Below are 15,199 nucleotides of genomic sequence, written 5' to 3'. Positions count from 1 at the left end.
GCCGTGATCGCGGTGTCAGCGCGGGGTGAGGGAGAGGGTGAGCCGGCGGCGGCCCTCCTCCGACCGCGCGGTGGCGAGCCGCTCGGCCGACGGGGTGCCGTACTCCGTGGTGCGCTGCCGGGCGGGGCGGCCGATGGCGGCGGCCATCGCCTCGAGCTCGGCGATGGTCTTCAGCGAACCGTTCTCGCTGCCGGCCATCCGGCTGATCGTCTCCTCCATCAGGGTCCCGCCGAGGTCGTTGGCCCCGCCCTGCAGGACGGTCCGGGTGCCGACGTCGCCGAGCTTCACCCACGACGTCTGCACGTTCGCGATGCGGCCGTGCAGCAGCAGCCGGGCGACGGCGTGCACGGCGCGGTTCTCCCGCACCGTCGGCCCGGGCCGGGCCACGCCGGCGAGGTAGATCGGCGAGCTGTGGTGCACGAACGGCAGCAGCACGAACTCGGTGAACCCGCCGGTCTCGTCCTGGACGCCGGCCAGCGTGCGCAGGTGGGCCACCCAGTGGGCGGGGGTGTCGACGTGGCCGTACATCATCGTCGAGGTCGTCGGGATGCCCACCCGGTGCGCGGTGGAGATGATCTCCAGCCAGGTCGCGGTGGGCAGCTTGCCCTTGGTGAGCACCCACCGGACGTCGTCGTCGAGGATCTCCGCCGCGGTGCCCGGGACGCTGTCGAGCCCCGCCTCCTTCGCCGCGGCGAGGAACTCGGCGAACGACAGCCCGGTGCGGGCCGCGCCGTTGACGATCTCCATCGGGCTGAACGCGTGCAGGTGGATGCCCGGCTGCCGGCGCTTCACCTCGCGGGCCAGGTCGAGGTAGGCGGTGCCGGGCAGGTCGGGGTGGATGCCGCCCTGCATGCAGATCTCGGTGGCCCCGGCCGCCCACGCCTCGTCGACCCGGTCGCCGACCTGCTGCAGGGAGAGGGTGTAGGCGTCGGCGTCGGTGCGCCGCTGGGCGAACGCGCAGAACCGGCAGCCGGTGTAGCAGACGTTGGTGAAGTTGATGTTCCGGTTGACCACGTAGGTGACGTCGTCGCCGACGGTGTCCCCGCGGACGGCGTCGGCCAGCGCGCACAGCGCCTCCAGGTCGGCGCCGTCGGCCCCGAGCAGCGCCAGGTACTGCGCGTCGGTCAGCCCGGCCGGGTCGGTCTCGGCCCGGCGCAGCGCCGCGTGCACCTCCGGGTCGCCGACGGCCAAGGCGGTCGAGGAGCCGTCGCGGGCGGCCTCGGTGCGCGAGCGCAGCTCGGCCCAGTCGCCGTAGACGGCGTCGAAGTCGCTGCGCCGGTCACCGGTGCGCCCCACGGTGTCGACCTCGACGTGCAGGTCGACCCGGCCGGTCGCCGTCCAGGCGTCGTCCGGCTCCTGCCACGGCAGCCCGGCGGGCACCCGGCCCTCGACGGCCAGCCCGTCGGGGCCGGCCAGCGCGGCGACGTGCGGGCGCACCCGGGGGTCCAGCCACGGTTCGGGGGCCAGCACGTAGGGCGGCTGGGCGGCCAGCCGCTCGCGGAGGGTGAACCCGGCCTCGGCGGAGAGGGCGGCCAGCTTGTCGGTGTTGGGCCACGGCCGCTCCGGGTTGACGTGGTCGGGGGTCAGGGGGCTGACGCCGCCCCAGTCGTCGACGCCGGCGCGCAGCAGCAGCTCGAGCTCGGTGGAGTCCGAGAGGTTGGGCGGGGCCTGCACCCGCGCCTTCGGGCCCAGCAGCAGCCGGGTGACCGCGACCGCGGCCACGTACTCCTGCAGCGCGAGATCGTCGTGCGCGGCCATCGCGGTGCGCGGCTTGGCCCGGAAGTTCTGGACGATGACCTCCTGCACGTGCCCGTGCCGGGCGTGCGCGGCGCGGATCCGCAGGACGGCGTCGACGCGCTCGGCGGCGTCCTCGCCGATGCCGAGCAGCACGCCGGTGGTGAACGGGACGGCGGAGCGCCCGGCGTCCTCGAGCACCCGCAGCCGCACCGCCGGGTCCTTGTCCGGGGAGCCGAAGTGCGGCCCGCCGCGCTGCGACCACAGCCGGGTCGCCGTCGTCTCCAGCATCATGCCCATCGAGGCCGACACCGGCTTGAGCCGCTGGACCTCCTCCCAGGTCATCACCCCGGGGTTGAGGTGCGGCAGCAGGCCGGTCTCCTCGAGCACCCGGATCGCCATCGCGCGCAGGTAGCCGAGCGTGGAGTCGAAGCCGTGCGCCTCCAGCCACTCGGCGGCGACCGGCCAGCGGTCCTCCGGCCGGTCGCCGAGGGTGAACAGCGCCTCCTTGCAGCCCAGCGCGGCACCGGCCCGGGCGATGTCGAGCACCTCGTCGGGGGAGAGGAACGGGGCCTTGCCTCCCCGGCGCAGCTGCCCGGGCGTGGTCACGAACGTGCAGTAGTGGCAGCGGTCGCGGCACAGGTGGGTGAGCGGGATGAACACCTTGCGGCTGTAGGTGACCACGCCGGGTCGGCCGGCGGAGGCCAGGCCGGCGTCGCGGACGCGGCCGGCGGCGGTGAGCAGCCGGTCCAGCGGCTCGCCCTCGCCCAGGCCGCGGGCGGCGAGCAGGGTCTCGGCCTCGGAGGCGTCGAGCGTGGCGCCGCGCTCGGCCCGGGCCAGGGCCCGGCGCAGCGCGTTCGGCTCGACGGTCGGCTTCTCGCTCATCACCTGCACGCTAACCCCCGCAGGTGTCGGCCGGGTTCCCGCCCGGCGCCGGTGTCAGTGCGGGCCGGCGTACCGGCCGCGCAGCCGCAGCAGGGGGACGGCGTCCTCGCGCAGCGCCGGGATCCCGGTGACCTCGAGCAGCGCCAGCAGGTGGTCGCCGGCCGGCACGGCCTGCTGCAGCCGGCAGTCCAGCGCCGCGGGGGCGTCGTCCAGCACGATGGCGCCGCTGCCCTCGGCCCGCCGCCAGGGCACTCCCTCCAGCAGGTGGCGGGCGCTGGGCCGGCCGGCCGAGGCGAACCGGCTGGCGACGATCGCGTGCTGCGCCCCGAGCACGGTCAGCCCGCACGAGCCGACCTCGGCCAGCACCTCGGCCGGGTAGCCGTCGGCGGCCAGGCCGACGGCGACCAGCGGCGGGGCGGCCGAGACGCTCATCACCGAGGAGACGGTGGTGCCCACGTCGTCGATGCCGTCGCGGACGGTCAGCAGGCACACCCCGGCGGCGTACTGGCGCAGCGCGTCGGCGTACTCGCGTGGGGAGACCGGCATGGCGGCCAGTCGACCACACCGACAGGATGGGCCGGTGAGCAGCGCGGTCGAGGTGACCTACGACGTGGTCGTGCTGGGCGGCGGGTCGACGGGGGAGAACGTGGCCGACGCCGTCGTCCGCGGCGGGCTCACCGCGGCGCTGGTCGAGGCCGAGCTGGTCGGCGGGGAGTGCTCGTACTGGGCCTGCATGCCGAGCAAGGCGCTGCTGCGCGGCGGGGACGTGCTGGCCGCCGCCCGCGCCGTCGACGGCGCCCGGCAGGCGGTCACCGGGGGCCAGGACGTCGCCGCCACGCTGGCCCGCCGCGACACCTTCACCCACGACTGGGACGACTCCTCGCAGGTGGAGTGGGTGCGCGGCGCCGGCATCGCCCTCCTGCGCGGCACCGGCCGGCTCGACGGCGAGCGCACCGTCGTGATCACCGCCGACGACGGCAGCACCACCCGGCTGACCGCCCGGCACGCCGTGGCGGTGTGCACCGGCTCCCGGCCGGCCCTCCCGCCGGTCGACGGGCTGGCCGACGTCGACCCCTGGGTGCCGCGGGACGCGACCAGCGCCAAGGAGCCGCCCGGCCGGCTGCTCGTCCTCGGGGGCGGCTACGTCGGCTGCGAGATGGCCACCGCCTGGTCCGACCTGGGCGCCCGGGTCACCCTGCTGCAGCGGGACGGGCAGCTGCTCGACGGCGCCGAGCCCGAGGCCGGCGCGGCGGTCGAGGCGGCCCTGCGGGCGGCCGGGGTCGACGTCCGGCTGGACGCGGAGGTCACCGCCGCGCGCCGGGAGGGCACCGAGGTGGTGCTGACCACCTCCGGCGGCGAGGTCCGCGGCGACGAGGTGCTGGTGGCGGTCGGCCGCGCCGCCCGCACCGGGGACGCGGGGCTGGAGACCGTCGGCCTGGCGCCGGGGGAGTACCTGGACGTCGACGACACACTGCTCGTGCGCGGCTCCGACTGGCTCTACGGGGTCGGGGACGTCAACGGCCGCGCCCCGCTCACCCACATGGGCAAGTACGAGGCGCGGCAGGCGGGCGCGGCGATCGTCGCCCGCGCGCGGGGCGAGCAGGTGCGGCCCGACGACTGGGCGCCGTGGGCGGCGACCGCCGACACCGCCGCCGTCCCCTCGGTGGTGTTCACCCGCCCGCAGGTGGCCTCCGTCGGGCTGACCCGGGTGCAGGCCGAGGCGGCGGGGCTGCCGCACCGCGCGGTCACGTACCCGCTGGGTGGCGTGGCCGGCGCCTCGCTGCTCGCCGACGGGTACGAGGGCACCGCGATCGCCGTGGTGGACACCGAGCGCGAGGTGCTGCTCGGGGTCACGTTCGTCGGCGCCGACGTCGCCGAGCTGCTGCACGCGGCGACGGTCGCCGTGGTGGGCCAGGTGCCGATCGCCCGGCTCTGGCACGCGGTGCCGGCCTACCCGACGGTGAGCGAGATCTGGCTGCGGCTGCTGGAGGCCTGGCGCGACAGCTGAACGCCGTCGGCCACGCTCAGGTGCGGTCGAGCAGCAGCAGGCTGTAGGCCGCCAGGCTGGGGGCGTCGGTGAACCGCCCGTCGCGGACCATCGCCCGCAGCTCCGCCTCGGTCACGAACGCGGTCTCCATCCCGGCCTCGGTCACCTCGCGCGCCGTGGGCCCGGGGGTCAGCCCCGTGGCCAGCCAGACGTCGAACTCCTGGGTCGACTGCCCGGGGGCGAGGTCGAGGTGCCCCAGGTGGCGCAGCGACGCCGCCCGCAGCCCGGTCTCCTCGGCCAGCTCGGTGCGCGCCAACTCCTCGGGCGTGCCCGCCGCCCCGGCGCTCCACGTGCCCTGGGGGAACTCCCACGTGCGCCGGGCGACCGGGTGGCGGTACTGCTCGACCAGCCAGAAGCCGTCCCGCTCGGCCGCGATGACGAGGGCGAAGTGGGCCTTCTCCACGACGCCGTACACCCCGGTCGAGCCGTCGGCCAGCTCCACCTCGTCCTCCCGGACCCGGATCCACGGGTTCCGGTAGACCTCCCTGCTGCCCGTCGTCCGCACCGGGTCAGCCTCTGGCATCCCCCAGGGGCCCGCACACCCGGGGGATCAGGGCAGCGGGTGCGGGGCGGTCGACGCCGCGGGCAGGGGGCCGTCGACGGTCGCGGTGACCGCCATCGACCCGAAGCGGGCGACCCCGCCCAGCGTGGTGAGGAACGCGGTGTCGGCGGCGTCCCGGCCCGAGCAGATCCGCACCAGCGAGTGCAGGGGGGCCAGCCGGGTGGCGTCGACGACGTGCCAGACGCCGTCGACGTCGGCCTCCACGACGGCGTGGAAGTCCATCGGGTCCAGCCCGGGCGCGTAGACGGCGACCAGCCGGGCGGGCACCTCCAGCGCCCGCAGCAGGGTGACGGTCAGGTGCGCGTAGTCCCGGCACACCCCCCGGCCGGCCAGCAGGGTGTCGACGGCGGTGTCGACGGGCCGGCTGGCCCCGGCGCTGTAGGTGAGCCGGCCGTGCACCCAGTCGGCGACGGCCGCGACGAGCTCCGCGCGCGGCAGGCCGCGGTCGAACTCGGCCGTGGCGAAGCCCTCGAGCTCGTCCGACGGGCAGTAGCGGCTGGGCCGCAGCGCCTCCGCCCACGCCGCCGGGGTCACCGGACGGGACGGGCCGTCGCCCTCGACCGTCGCCGTGTAGGCCACGGTCGTCGTCCCGGCCCCCAGTCGCACCCGGTGCACCCGGGCCTCGCCGACGGCGAGCTCCTCGACGTCCAGCGGCCGTCCGTCGCAGAGCACGGTCAGCTGCTCGGCCAGCGGGGCCGCGGCGGCCACCTGCAGCAGCGCCGTCGCCGGGGCGGGGGAGGAGACCGTGAGGGTGGCGGCGACGTCGGTGCGCATGCCGACCATCGTGGCGTCCGCGCTGGTCGGACGGGGTGTGGGCTCACTCACGCACCACGCCCGCGGGATCGGCGCGACGGCGTGCTGGAGTGGGACCGTGCACGTTCCGCCGTCCCGCAGCTCCTGGCACCGCTACGTCGCCCTCGGCGACTCCTTCACCGAGGGGCTCGCCGACCCCGACCCCGAGCGCGCGGGGGAGTTCCGCGGCTGGGCCGACCGGCTGGCCGGGCACCTGGCCGCCGCGGCCGGCCACGACGTCGAGTACGCCAACCTGGCCGTCCGGGGCCGGCTGCTGGGCCAGGTGCTCGCGGAGCAGGTGCCCGTCGCGCTGGAGGCACGCCCGGACCTGGTCAGCCTGGTGGCCGGGGGCAACGACCTGCTGCGCCCCGGCGCCGATCCCGACCGGCTGGCCGCGGCCCTGGAGGACGCCGTCGCCCGGTTCCGCGCCGCCGGGGCCGACGTGCTGCTGGCCACCGGGGTCGACCCCCGGGAGACCCCGATCATCCGGCGCACCCGCGGCCGGGTCGCGGTGTTCAACGCCTCGCTGTGGTCGGTCGCCGCCCGGCACGGCGCGGTCGTGCTGGACCTGTGGGGCGCGCCGTGGCTCTACGACTGGCGCCTGTGGGACGGCGACCGCATCCACCTCACCGCCGAGGGCCACCGCCGCACCGCCCTGGCCGCCGCGGCCGCGCTGGGCCTGCCGGCCGAGGGGGACTGGCGCGAGCCGCTGGCCCCCCAGGCGCCCCGGGCGCTGCGCGCGGCGGTGGCCGAGGAGGTCGCCTGGCTGCGCGGGTTCGTCGTGCCGTGGGTGGCCCGGCGGGTGCGCGGGCGCTCCTCCGGGGACGGCCGCGCCGCCAAGCGCCCCGTGCCGCTGGCGCTGCCGCGGGTCTGAGGGCGCTCCGGCGGTCACGCTGCGCACGGTTCCGCCTTTCAGGATGACGGGACCGTGCGCGCTGTCCGGGTCCCCGGCACCTGCGTCTTCGAGTGCCGTTGCGCTCGGAGACGTAGGACCGCGGGCGGGTCGGTGGCGGCGCGGGCCGGCCCCGCCGGTGATCAGGGCCGCGACTGCCCGGGGGCGTCCCCCTCGTCCGCGGTGCCGACGTCGGTGGGACCGCCGTCCGGAGGCGCGGTGCCGGTGGAGCCGGCGTCCGCCTCGTCGGGCAGCCGCTCGTCCGGCAGCCGGTCGTCCGGCGGCCTGGCGTCCGCTCCACCTGCCGGCTCGGCGGCCAGGACGTCCTCGACGGTGACCACGCCGGGCGGCAGGGTGCCGGTCGCCTCGCCCGGGACCTCTGCCGCGGCGGGGTCCCGGGCCGGCAGCGGTGCGGGCCGGCCGAAGGCGTAGCCCTGCGCCATGACGCAGCCGTGGTCGCGCAGCCACTGGGCCTGGTCGAGGTCCTCGATGCCCTCGGCGATCACCTGCAGGCCCATGCCCAGGCCCAGCTGCACCAGGCCCTGCACGAGCGCGGCGGTGGAGGGCTCGGTGACCACGTCGGCGACGAACGAGCGGTCGATCTTGACCGTGTGGATGGGCAGCCGGTGCAGCGCGGTGATCGCCGAGTAGCCGGTGCCGAAGTCGTCGAGGGCGAGGGTGACGCCGGCGTCGGTGACCTCCGAGACCGCCTGCAGCGTCGCCTCGGCGGCGAAGAGCGCGGTCGACTCGGTGATCTCCAGCTCCAGCCGCTCGGGGGGCAGCCCGGTCACGGCGAGCGTGTCGGTGACCAGGTCGGCGAACCCGGGCTCGGCCAGGTGCCGCGCCGAGATGTTCACGTGCACGCGCAGCCCGGCCGGCCACCCGGCGGCGTCCTCGCAGGCCCGGCGCAGGACCCAGGCGCCCAGCCGGGAGGTGAGCCGGTTGTCCTCGGCGGCGGCCAGGAAGGCGCCGGGCGGGAGCAGCCCGCGGGTGGGGTGCTGCCAGCGGATGAGCGCCTCGTAGCCGAGCAGCGTCTCGTCCGACAGCGCCACGATCGGCTGGTAGAACAGCCGCAGCTCGTCGTTCTCCAGCGCGTTGCGGAGGTCGGCCTCGAGCTGGAGCTGGTCGACCTCGCTGTCGCTGAGCACCCCGTCGTAGACCTCGATGCGGGCCCGGCGGCCGTCGGCCTTGGCCCGGGTCAGCGCGCCGTGCGCCTGGCGGAGCAGGTCGTCGGGGGCGACGTCGGAGCCCAGGGTCAGCCCCACGCTGGCCGACAGCACGAGCTCGCGGTCGCCGATGAGGAACGGGTCGTCGAGCACGGTCAGCAGCCGGTCGGCCAGGGCGCGCAGCCCGTCGAGGTCCTCGACGTCCTCGGCCAGGATGAGGAACTCGTCGCCGCCGAGGCGGACGGCGGTGTCCTCGACCCGGGTGCTCCAGCGCAGCCGGTCGGCGACCTGGCTGAGCAGCTGGTCGCCGCCCTCGAGCCCGAGCGCGTCGTTGACCGCCTGGAAGCGGTCGAGGTCGAGGTGGACGAGGCCCACCTGCAGCCCCCGCCGGCGTGAGAGCGCGAGGGCGTGGTTGAGCCGGTCGTTGAGCGCCCGCCGGTTGGGCAGCCCGGTGAGCTGGTCGGTGAAGGCGCGCCGGACCAGGTCCTCCTCGGCGCGGCGGCGGTCGGTGACGTCGACCAGCGAGAGGACGGCGAACTGCGGCTGCCCCGTGCTCGTGTGCACGACCTCGTGCGACTGCAGCGCCCACAGCTCGGTGCCGTCGGCGCGCCGCAGCCGGCGCTCGCCGTCGACCCGCAGCCACGGGTCCACCGGCTCGTCGGTGCCGCCGGGCCGGTCGGGGACCGGCGCCTCGTCGGGGTGGGCGAGCAGGTCGACGTGCCGGCCGACGAGGTCCTCGGGTGCCCGCCCGGTCATGGCGCACAGCGCCTCGTTGACGACCAGGAAGTGCCCGTCCAGGTCGACCAGCGCCTTCGGGATGGGCGCGGTGAGGAACAGGGCCCGGAACAGCTGGCCGCGGTCGGCGAGCAGGGTGTCGATCGCCCGCAGTCTCGAGCCGGCCGCGCCGGGGCCGCCGGCACGGGGCCGCGGGACGTCGGGAGCGCTCAGGGTCACCGACACAGGGTCGCCGATGGAACTCCGTGAGTGACGGAACCCCGTCCCCGGAGAGTCGTGGTCAACCGGTTACGGTGCGTCACCGGCCCACGCCCAGATGCGAAGCCCGGCGATCTGCACGTGGCCCTCGGCGGCGGCCGCCGGCACCACGGCGTCGGCGGTCTCGGTCTGCAGCACCCAGCGCATCGGCCCGGTCGGGATCGCCCGGGGGTCGGTGGTCCCACCGACGACGGCGCCGTCCAGGAGGAAGGTCAGCCGGCCCGGCGCCCACTCGGTGACGGCCGTGCGCCAGCCGGACATCCGCCCCAGGGACGCGCTGTGGAAGCAGAACTCCGGCGCGGCGCCGACGCACAGGCTGTGCGCGGCGAACTCGCCGTCGAGGGCGCCCTCCGGGTAGTCGACCTCACCGTCGTCCCACACGTCGGACGCCGGCCAGAGCAGCCAGGCGATCTTGTAGCCGGGCACCGGGTCGGCGCGGAAGGTCACCTCGTAGCGCCCGTGCACCTGGCCCGACCACGGGTCGCCGCCGATCGGCGGGAGGAGCGCGGCCACCGTCGGCTGCCCGTCGATGCTGCGCACCCAGACGTCGGCCACCCCGCCGGCCACCGAGACCGTGGCCGCGGTGTCGTAGCGCCCGCGGCCGGTCGTGTCGGTCAGCCCGTCGTAGTGCCCCCAGCCCGGGTAGGCCCCGGCGAAACCGCCGAGCGGTGCGGGAGTGCTGAAGCGCTCGTCGAGGACGAGGACCCAGGGACCGGTCACGGCACCCATCCTGCGGTCGGCGGGAACACCGCGCCCCCCGCCGCTGCTGGTCCTCCCCGTACGAGGAGAGAGGTGGACGACGTGGACGCAGAGCCGAAACGGATCGGCTTCCTGAGCTTCGGTCACTGGCAGCCGGTGCCGGGCTCGCAGGTGCGCACGGCCCGCGACGCCCTGGTGCAGAGCGTGGAGCTGGCGGTGGCCGCCGAGGAGATCGGCCTGGACGGCGCCTTCGTGCGGGTGCACCACTTCGCCCGCCAGCTCGCCTCGCCGTTCCCGCTGCTGGCCGCCATGGCCGCGCGGACCCGGCGGGTGGAGCTGGGCACCGGCGTGGTCGACATGCGCTACGAGAACCCCCTGTACATGGCCGAGGAGGCGGCGGCGACCGACCTGCTCAGCGACGGCCGGTTGCAGCTGGGCATCAGCCGGGGCTCACCGGAGACGGCGCTGCGCGGCTCGGAGGCTTTCGGCTACGTGCCGCCGGCGGGGACCAGCGACGCCGACCTGGCGCGGCAGAAGACCGAGCTGTTCCTGGCCGCGATCTCGGGCCGGACGGTGGTCGAGGCCGACCCCGGGATGACCGGCGGGGCCTCGGGCCGGCTGGCCGTCCAGCCGCAGTCGCCCGGGCTGCGCGAGCGGATCTGGTGGGGGTCGGGCACCCGGGCGACCGCGGAGTGGACCGCCCGCCAGGGGATGAACCTGATGAGCTCCACCCTCCTGGTCGAGGACACCGGTGTGCCCTTCGACGAGCTGCAGGCCGAGCAGATCGCCCGATACCGGACCGCGTGGGCCGAGGCGGGCTGGGAGCACACCCCCCGGGTGTCGGTCAGCCGCAGCGTGGTCCCGGTGACGACCGACCTGGACCGGCGCTACTTCGGCGAGCGGTCGGGCGAGGACCAGGTGGGCCTGCTCGAGGGGGTGCGCGCCCGGTTCGGCAGGAGCTACGTGGGCGAGCCCGACCAGCTGGCCGAGGAGCTGGCCAAGGACGTCGCCGTCCGCGAGGCCGACACCCTGCTGCTCACCGTCCCGAACATGCTGGGCGTCGAGTACAACGCCCGGCTGCTCGGGACGGTGGCCCGGGAGGTCGCGCCGGCGATCGGGTGGGTGCACCCCGACCGGCGCTGACCGCCTGCACGCGCGAAGGGGGCGGGGTGCCACGGCACCCCGCCCCCTTCGCGCGGATCGGGTCAGAGGACCTCGTAGCTCACCGTGCCGGTGTCGTCGACCTCGGCGGCGACGTCGACGCTGTCGGTCGCGTCGGTGGCGTTGGTGACCGTGCAGGCCAGCGGGGCCTGGGTGGCGCCCACCAGGACCGTGCGGCCCTCGGCCTCGCAGGTGGCGACGGCCTCGACACCGGCCTGCGCGCCGATCTCGTCGGCCAGGAAGCCCTCGACGTCGGCGACCAGCGTGTAGGTGTGGTCGCTGGTGAACTCCACGTTGCCCTCGCCGTCGGTCTGCTCGACGGTGAACGACGTCTCCTGGCCGTCCAGGGTGGCGGTGCAGGTGAACGTGTTGCCGGCGCGCGCCTCGACGTCCTCGGGGCACTCGACGCCGGTGGCCGCGAGGCCCACCTGGTCCTCGGTCAGCGCGGCGATCTGCCGCTCGGCCTCGGCGGTGTCGATGGTGGTGGCGCCGAAGAGGAAGATCGCGCCGACCACCAGGCCGCCGATGGCGGCGAGGGCGGCGACGATGCTCCCGACGATCGCGCCGGTGCGCTTCCTGCGCGGGGCCGGCGGCTGGCCCCAGCCGGCCGGCGGGGCGCCGAACGGCGGCTGGCCGCCGAAGCCGGCGGGCGGGGGCGGCGGGTAGGCAGCCGGGCCGCCGCCGTACGGGGTGTTGATCTGCTGGGTCATGGCGTTCTCCTCGGACGGTGCTGGGGGGCTCGGGGAGAACCGTGCCGGGCACCCCTTCGGGCGGACTTGTGGCGCACTTGCAGGCGCGGTCCAAGCCCACGGCCGTCACCCGATCGGGTGACGTCCCCGCGGTGATCGGCGGGTCGGCGTCTCGTCGAGCCGGTCGAGGACACGCTCCTCCAGCAGTCCTGCCGCTCGGCCGCCGAAGCCCGGCGCACCCTCTCCTCCAGCGGGTGAGCCCCGCCCCGGCCGAGCGCGGCTCAGCTCCGCCGGTAGCGGTGGACGGAGATGGGGACGAAGACCGACAGGATGACCGCCATCGACAGCGCCGCCCACCCGAGTTCCGGGAACAGGTCGAACGGCTCCCCGAGCGCCAGGGCCCGCACCGCGTCGGTGACGAGCGTGATGGGGTTGACGTGGACGAAGGCCTGCAGCCACCCGGGCATCGTCTGCACCGGGACGAAGATCGAGGACGCGAAGACGAGCAGGAAGATGAGGGGGAAGGAGGCGGCCTGGACCGTCTCGGGCCTCTTCAGGGTCAGCCCCAGGCAGGCCCCGACCCACGAGAAGGCGAATCCCCACGCCAGCAGCACCAGCAGGGCGAGCACGGCCCCGGCCGGTCCGTCGGTGAAGCGGAAACCGACGAGGTGGCCGACCCCCACCATGACGAGGATGACGCCCATGTTCCGCACGAGATCCGCGCAGATGCGGCCGGACAGAACAGCACCCCGAGCGATCGGCATCGACTTGAAGCGGTCGACGATGCCGTGCGACAGGTCCTCCGAGAGGCCGATACCCGTCTGGACCGCCGCGAAGGTGATCGTCTGGACGAAGATCCCGGTGAGCAGGTAGTCGACGTAGTCGACCGGGCCGGCCGTGGCGATGGCACCGCCGAACACGTAGCGGAAGAGCAGGATGAGGATGACCGGCTGGATGGTCACGAAGACCAGCAGTTGCGGCTGGCGCGCCACGGTCCTCAGGTTGCGCCGGGTGATCGCCCAGGTGTCTCGCAGCGCCCAGGAGATCGACGTCTCCTCTCCGTCGTCCGGGGGAGGCGGAGCAGGGCTGTCGGACGACGATCGCTCCGTCGATGCGCTCACGGGGCCACGACCCGGCGAGGAGTCCCTGCCTCCGGTCGTCCGCCGTCCCCGGGGGGTCCCTGGCCGGTCAGGGTGAGGAAGACGTCGTCCAGAGTGGGCCGGCGCAGGGCCATCTCCTCCACCGCGATGCCGGCGTCGTTGAGCACCGCGGCCGCACGGGCCACCGAGTGACCGCCGTCGGTCGCCGGGATCACGATGATGCCGTCGTCCTCGGTGCTGGGTCCCTCTGCGTCGGCCACCGGTGCCAGCACGCGCCTGGCCGCATCGGGCGCCTGCGCGACACGGATCCGCAGGACCTGCCCGCCCACTCGCTTCTTCAGGTCGTCGGGCGTGCCCTCGGCGACGACGGTTCCGCGATCGATCACGGCGATGCGGTCGGCCAGGCGATCCGCCTCTTCCAGGTACTGCGTCGTGAGCAGCAGCGTCGTGCCTCGTGCCACCAGGTCGTCGATCATGCCCCAGAGCGCGAGCCGGCTCCGGGGGTCGAGACCTGTGGTGGGTTCGTCGAGGAAGAGCACCTCGGGTTCGTGCACCAGGCTCGCGGCCAGGTCCAGGCGTCGCCGCATGCCTCCGGAGTAGGTCCGGACGACGCGATCGGCGGCCTCGACGAGGTCGAACCGCTCCAGCAGTTCGTCGGCACGCCGTCGCGTGCGTGCGCCGAGCCGGTACAGCTCGCCGAACAGGCGCAGGTTCTCCCGTCCGGTCAGGTTGAGGTCGACCGCGGCGGACTGGCCGGCCAGGCCGATGCGCCGCCGCGCCCGGCGGGGCTGGCGGACCACGTCGATCCCGAGGACCTGCATGCGGCCGGCGTCGGGCCGGAGCAAGGTCGTGAGCGCGCGGACGGCGGTGGTCTTGCCTGCGCCGTTGGGGCCGAGCAGCCCCACGACCGTGCCCCGCGGGACGCGGAAGCTGAGCCGGTCCAGGGCCCGTGTCCCGCCGAAGGCCACGTCGACGTCCTCGACGACGACGGCGTCGCCGGGGTCCCTCATGCGGACTCCTCGGCCGGACCCGGACGCTGCGAGATCGGCCGGCCGCCGTCCTCGCGGCGCCGGTGTCGCCGGTCCACCCGGTCGACGTCACCGCGGGTGTCGCTTCCTGACCGATCCGAGGTGCCGGTCGCCTCCGCCGGTAGGCGGATGCCGTCGGGTACCGCCCCCTCCACCGTCGAACTCCACCACGCGGAGACGGACAGGTCCACCGTGGACCCGACGACCCGGGCGTCCCTGAACCGCACCTGCTCCCCGGAGAAGGTCGCCTCGTTGAAGCTGGTGCGTCCCCCGCGGAAGGTCGCTCGGTCGAAGCTGACCTCTCCTCCGGAGAAGGCCGCCCCGGCGAAGCTGGCCATCCCCCCGGAAAAGGTGGCCCGGTCGAAGCTGGCCACCTCTCCGCCGAAGGTCGCCCCACCGAAGCTGGTCATCCCTCCGGAGAAGGTCGCCCCGCCGAAGCTGGTGTGCGCGGCGGAGAAGGTCGCCCGGTCGAAGTGGGCCGTTCCTCCGGAGAAGGTCGCCCGGTGGAAGCTGGTTATCCCTCCGGAGAAGGCCGCCCCGCCGAAGCCCGTGTGCGCGGCGGAGAAGGTCGCTCCGTCGAAGCTGGCCAGCTTTCCGGAGAAGGTGGCCCCGTCGAAGCTGGCCCGCTGCCCGGAGAAGGCGGCACCGCCGAAATCGGTCCTCCCGGCGAAGGTCGCCCCGTCGAAGGTGGTCCGCTCCCCGGAGAAGGTCGCTCCGCTGAAGTCGGCGCTCCACAGGTCGGCGCCGGTGAGATCGATGTCAGCCCGGCACCAGGAACTGCTGCTGGCCGGGGAGAGGAGGTGCTGGCGGAGAACACGGACGACGGTGGAACGAACCTCCGCCTCCTGCTTGCCCGCACCCTGCCCCGCGGGCATGCGGAGATATGCGCAGAGGACATCGACGCAGACCTGCTGTTCGGCCGGATCCCCACGGCGGCTCCACTCGTCGGCGAGCCCCGCCATCGCGTACACGCCGGCCAGGCGGACGGCGGCCTGCACATGCCCGAGCTGCTCGGCGGCCGAGACGTAGCGGCCGCGCAGCTCACCACCCTCGGCCAGTGCGTGGCGCTCGCGTTCGAGCTGATGCCGGCTTTCGGCCGTCCACTGCCGAGCCGCGGCAGTCCGTTGCCGATCTTCAGCGGTCCGCTGACCACGGTAGGCGATCAGGGTGACGCCGCCGGCCGCCACGATGGCCACGGCGACGACGGCACTGCGCAGCACGTCGAGGAGCTGGTCCGAGTTCAGCTCTGTCCAGGCGCTCCACCACGAGCCCTCTCCGGCGACCCACCAGGCGAAGGTCTGGCCGAGGGCGGCGCCGAGGAGGAGAGCCACTGCCGCCCCGAGGAAGACGACCTTCCACAGCTTCCACGGCACTGATCTCGGCCGCCTCGGTCCTTCGTGGGGGCTGCCGGCCACGGGTCGCAGCCTAGGGCGGGCCGGGGTGATCCGGGA

The 15,199-nt window shown here is 75.2% G+C and carries 13 protein-coding genes; 3 read left to right on the top strand and 10 right to left on the bottom strand.

Going from position 1 to position 15,199, the window contains the following annotated elements; translation table 11 throughout:
* Window positions 1-15 precede the first annotated feature (15 nt).
* Window positions 16-2,619, bottom strand: a complete 2,604-nt coding sequence (locus ACI8AC_RS02810; protein ID WP_456894963.1) for a bifunctional FO biosynthesis protein CofGH — start codon at window positions 2,617-2,619, stop codon at window positions 16-18.
* Between the two features lie 54 nt (window positions 2,620-2,673).
* A complete protein-coding gene (locus ACI8AC_RS02805; RefSeq protein WP_456894962.1) occupies window positions 2,674-3,165 on the bottom strand; it encodes a flavin reductase family protein in 492 nt (163 codons plus the stop codon).
* Window positions 3,166-3,199: 34 nt separating this feature from the next.
* On the opposite strand from ACI8AC_RS02805, the gene ACI8AC_RS02800 reads away from it, so the two are divergent.
* The gene (locus ACI8AC_RS02800) at window positions 3,200-4,627 is read left to right on the top strand and encodes a dihydrolipoyl dehydrogenase family protein (protein ID WP_456894960.1); all 1,428 of its coding nucleotides are present in this window, start codon (window positions 3,200-3,202) and stop codon (window positions 4,625-4,627) included.
* Between the two features lie 16 nt (window positions 4,628-4,643).
* Here ACI8AC_RS02800 and ACI8AC_RS02795 read toward each other — a convergent pair whose 3' ends face one another.
* Complete coding sequence (locus tag ACI8AC_RS02795) at window positions 4,644-5,171, bottom strand: NUDIX domain-containing protein (protein ID WP_456894958.1); 528 nt, start codon at window positions 5,169-5,171, stop codon at window positions 4,644-4,646.
* A gap of 45 nt (window positions 5,172-5,216) precedes the next feature.
* The gene (locus ACI8AC_RS02790; RefSeq protein WP_456894956.1) at window positions 5,217-6,002 is read right to left on the bottom strand and encodes a transglutaminase-like domain-containing protein; all 786 of its coding nucleotides are present in this window, start codon (window positions 6,000-6,002) and stop codon (window positions 5,217-5,219) included.
* Window positions 6,003-6,099: 97 nt separating this feature from the next.
* Between ACI8AC_RS02790 and ACI8AC_RS02785 the strand changes: the two genes are divergently transcribed.
* Window positions 6,100-6,894, top strand: coding sequence for an SGNH/GDSL hydrolase family protein (locus ACI8AC_RS02785; protein ID WP_456894954.1), 795 nt, complete (start codon window positions 6,100-6,102; stop codon window positions 6,892-6,894).
* Window positions 6,895-7,055: 161 nt separating this feature from the next.
* Here the strand turns inward: ACI8AC_RS02785 and ACI8AC_RS02780 are convergent, their stop codons facing one another.
* Window positions 7,056-9,032, bottom strand: coding sequence for a putative bifunctional diguanylate cyclase/phosphodiesterase (locus tag ACI8AC_RS02780; protein ID WP_456894952.1), 1,977 nt, complete (start codon window positions 9,030-9,032; stop codon window positions 7,056-7,058).
* A 69-nt stretch (window positions 9,033-9,101) separates the two neighbouring features.
* Window positions 9,102-9,791: a glycoside hydrolase family 16 protein gene (locus ACI8AC_RS02775; protein WP_456894950.1), complete on the bottom strand. Its 690-nt coding sequence runs from the start codon at window positions 9,789-9,791 to the stop codon at window positions 9,102-9,104.
* A gap of 81 nt (window positions 9,792-9,872) precedes the next feature.
* Here ACI8AC_RS02775 and ACI8AC_RS02770 point away from each other — a divergent pair, with 81 nt between their 5' ends.
* Complete coding sequence (locus ACI8AC_RS02770; RefSeq protein WP_456894948.1) at window positions 9,873-10,913, top strand: LLM class flavin-dependent oxidoreductase; 1,041 nt, start codon at window positions 9,873-9,875, stop codon at window positions 10,911-10,913.
* Window positions 10,914-10,975: 62 nt separating this feature from the next.
* Here ACI8AC_RS02770 and ACI8AC_RS02765 read toward each other — a convergent pair whose 3' ends face one another.
* The 4 genes from ACI8AC_RS02765 to ACI8AC_RS02750 all read right to left on the bottom strand — a co-directional run bounded on the left by ACI8AC_RS02765 (window position 10,976) and on the right by ACI8AC_RS02750 (window position 15,163).
* The gene (locus tag ACI8AC_RS02765; RefSeq protein WP_456894946.1) at window positions 10,976-11,641 is read right to left on the bottom strand and encodes a DUF4333 domain-containing protein; all 666 of its coding nucleotides are present in this window, start codon (window positions 11,639-11,641) and stop codon (window positions 10,976-10,978) included.
* Between the two features lie 260 nt (window positions 11,642-11,901).
* Window positions 11,902-12,741, bottom strand: coding sequence for an ABC transporter permease (locus tag ACI8AC_RS02760; protein WP_456894944.1), 840 nt, complete (start codon window positions 12,739-12,741; stop codon window positions 11,902-11,904).
* Window positions 12,738-13,730, bottom strand: a complete 993-nt coding sequence (locus tag ACI8AC_RS02755) for an ATP-binding cassette domain-containing protein (RefSeq protein WP_456894942.1) — start codon at window positions 13,728-13,730, stop codon at window positions 12,738-12,740. Before ACI8AC_RS02755 ends, ACI8AC_RS02760 begins: the two co-directional genes overlap by 4 nt.
* On the bottom strand, window positions 13,727-15,163 hold the full coding sequence (locus ACI8AC_RS02750) for a pentapeptide repeat-containing protein (RefSeq protein ID WP_456894940.1): 1,437 nt from the start codon (window positions 15,161-15,163) through the stop codon (window positions 13,727-13,729). The genes ACI8AC_RS02755 and ACI8AC_RS02750 overlap by 4 nt, the downstream gene beginning before the upstream one ends.
* Window positions 15,164-15,199: the final 36 nt, after the last annotated feature.

It is taken from the genome of Geodermatophilus sp. SYSU D00758, from assembly GCF_054049955.1.
The sequence above is the reverse complement of the archived record's forward strand: the minus strand, read 5'-3'. Positions and strand labels throughout refer to the sequence as shown.

Excerpts from the sequence above, each read along its gene's own strand:
- ACI8AC_RS02810 (WP_456894963.1), bottom strand. The coding sequence starts at position 2,619 with ATGAGCGAGAAGCCGACCGTCGAGCCGAACGCGCTGCGCCGGGCCCTG.
- ACI8AC_RS02805 (WP_456894962.1), bottom strand. The coding sequence starts at position 3,165 with ATGCCGGTCTCCCCACGCGAGTACGCCGACGCGCTGCGCCAGTACGCC.
- ACI8AC_RS02790 (WP_456894956.1), bottom strand. The coding sequence starts at position 6,002 with ATGCGCACCGACGTCGCCGCCACCCTCACGGTCTCCTCCCCCGCCCCG.
- ACI8AC_RS02765 (WP_456894946.1), bottom strand. The coding sequence starts at position 11,641 with ATGACCCAGCAGATCAACACCCCGTACGGCGGCGGCCCGGCTGCCTAC.
- ACI8AC_RS02755 (WP_456894942.1), bottom strand. The coding sequence starts at position 13,730 with ATGAGGGACCCCGGCGACGCCGTCGTCGTCGAGGACGTCGACGTGGCC.